The organism is Aestuariivirga sp., assembly GCF_046093005.1.
Lineage (GTDB): Bacteria > Pseudomonadota > Alphaproteobacteria > Rhizobiales > Aestuariivirgaceae > Aestuariivirga.
In genome coordinates this window covers 1-2,337 of the sequence record NZ_JBJTER010000069.1, presented here as the reverse complement: position 1 = coordinate 2,337, position 2,337 = coordinate 1, and the positions used below count along the sequence as shown (strand labels likewise).

The 2,337-nt window shown below is 66.5% G+C and carries 2 protein-coding genes and 1 pseudogene; 1 reads left to right on the top strand and 2 read right to left on the bottom strand.

What is annotated here, in order from left to right:
• A partial coding sequence (locus ACKOED_RS05640) for a metallophosphoesterase (protein ID WP_408915604.1) occupies window positions 1–312 on the bottom strand: 312 nt, incomplete at its 3' end.
• 25 nt (window positions 313–337) lie between these two features.
• Window positions 338–2,104: pseudogene (locus ACKOED_RS05635) on the bottom strand (helicase-related protein); the annotation flags it as partial.
• On the opposite strand from ACKOED_RS05635, the gene ACKOED_RS05630 reads away from it, so the two are divergent.
• Window positions 2,040–2,337 (top strand): helicase-related protein (locus ACKOED_RS05630; protein ID WP_408915603.1); only part of this gene is annotated, 298 nt, incomplete at its 3' end. The pseudogene ACKOED_RS05635 and the gene ACKOED_RS05630 sit on opposite strands and share 65 nt — an antisense overlap.

Genomic DNA, 2,337 nt, shown 5'->3' with positions numbered 1-2,337 from the left:
GTCATGATTGCCGGCAATCCACAGCGTGTCGGCCGCCGCCACCAAGCTGCGCAGGAGCGCCAGATCGGCGGCATCGATGCGCCCGCGCGCCCCTTCGTCGTGAAAACTGTCGCCAAGCAGGATCAGGCGTTCCGCACCCGTGGCCGCCATCACCGCGCCAAGCTGGAGAAGCGACTGCCGTGTGTCATAGGGTGGTAAATGCACGCCGCGCCGCGCCAGGCTGCTTCCCTTCTCAAGATGCAGATCTGCAACGAGCAGCGTCCGAAGATCCGGAGCGAACAGCGCGCCCGAAAGGTCGGGAATGAATTCCATGCTGCCGAGCCGTATGCGCTGCGATCTAGACAAGCCGCATGGCCTCGTCGATGAGAGCGTCCGCGGCTTCGGCGAGAAGGGCATCATGACCCTCGCCGTAGACTGATTCGCGGCCGATCTCCAACAGCACCGGCACGGCGAGCGGCGACACGGTGTCAAGCGCCCGGTGCACGATCTGGCCGCGGATGCGGCGCAGCAGCGCGCCGAGCCGCCAGGCGTCGATCAGCCCTTCGGCGGCGTCTTCCCAGGCGGCGCGCAGCAGCAGATGGTCAGGCTGGTGGCTGCGCAGCACGTCATAGATCAGATCGGTGTTGACGGTGGTCTGCCGCGGCGTCTTCTCATGGCCCGGCTGGCGGCGCTCGATCAGCCCGGCGATGATCGCCGCATTGCGGAAGCTGCGCTTCATCAGCGCTGACTCCGCGAGCCAGGCCTCGAGATCGTCGCCCATCATGTCCTCGGCGAACAGCGTGGCGAGGCTGACCCGGCCCGAGGCCAGCGCCAGCGAAAGGTCCCGCGCCATCCACACCACCAGCGCATATTCGGAGGCGACGAAACCCAGGGGCTGCTGGCCCATGCGCTCCAGCCTTCGGGTAAGCAGCATGCCCAGCGTCTGGTGCGCCAGCCGTCCCTCGAACGGATAGCACACCATGTAGTGCCTGGCGGCGCGCGGAAAAGTTTCGACAAGCATCTGGCTGGCGCGCGGCAGCAAGGAGCGGAAGCGCTGCAGCGACAGCCAGCTGCTCACCTGTGGCGGCAGGCTTTTCCAGGCGGCTGGGTTTGCCAGCATCTCGCGCACCCTGGCCGCGAGATGGGTGGATAGCGGGAACTTGCCGCCCTGATAGGACGGCACCATCGGATCCTGGCCGCGGCTCCGGGTGGCGAGCGCGCCGAACTCATCGAGGCCCTCGAAGCGCAAGACCTCGCCCGCGAACAGGAAGGTCTGGCCGAGGGTGAGCTGGCCCAGGAACCACTCCTCCGCTTCGCCCAGCACGCGCCCGCCGGTCACCACCCGCTTGCCGAGCCGCGTCTTGGCATACGCGAGCCGCACCTTCAGCATCTGGTCTTCGATGATGGTGCCCATGTTGAGGCGGTAGGACATGGCAAGCCGCGGATGCGCGAGGCGCAACAGGCCGCCGGGCTGCGGCTTCAGCTTGGCATAGCGCTCATAGGCTTTCAGCGCATAGCCGCCGGTCGCCACATAATCGATGGCCTTGTCGAAATCCTCGCGCGGCAGCTTGCGGTAGGTCCAGGCGCTGGCGACTTCGGCAAAGAGTTCGTCCGGGTGGAACGGCCCGGCGCAGGCCCGGCACAGGATGTGCTGGGCCAGCACATCGAGCTTGGCGGTCATCGGATAGTCGGTGTCCTGCTCATTGGCGCCCGCCGCTTCGAGCGCCGCCTGGCATTCCAGAACCTCGAAGCGGTTTGACGGCACGAGGAGTGCTTCCGATGGCAGGTCGAGACGGTGGTTGGAACGCCCGATCCGCTGCAACAGGCGGCTCGAGCCCTTGGGGGCGCCCACATGGATGACGAGGTCAACATCGCCCCAGTCGATGCCGAGTTCCAGGGTGGAGGTGCAGACCACCGCGCGCAACCGGCCTTCACCCATCGCGGCTTCCACCTTGCGGCGCTGCGCCACATCCAGCGAGCCATGGTGCAGGGCGATCGGCAGATTGTCGTCATTGGCCTCCCACAGGGCCTGGAAGATGACCTCCGCCTGGCTTCGCGTATTGACGAAAACCAGCGTCATCCTCGCCTCCGCCGAGCGCGTGCCATGGTCCGGCCATTCGGCGCGTTACGCTATCCCCGAAATCTACGGCGAGATCCGCAAGGCGAGGATGACGCTGGTTTTCGTCAACACGCGAAGCCAGGCGGAAGTGATCTTCCAGGCGCTGTGGGAGGCCAATGAAGACAATCTGCCGATCGCGCTGCACCACGGTTCGCTCGACGTGGCACAGCGGCGGAAGGTGGAGGCGGCGATGGCGGCGGGCCGTTTGCGCGCGGTGGTCTGCACCTCGACCCTCGAAC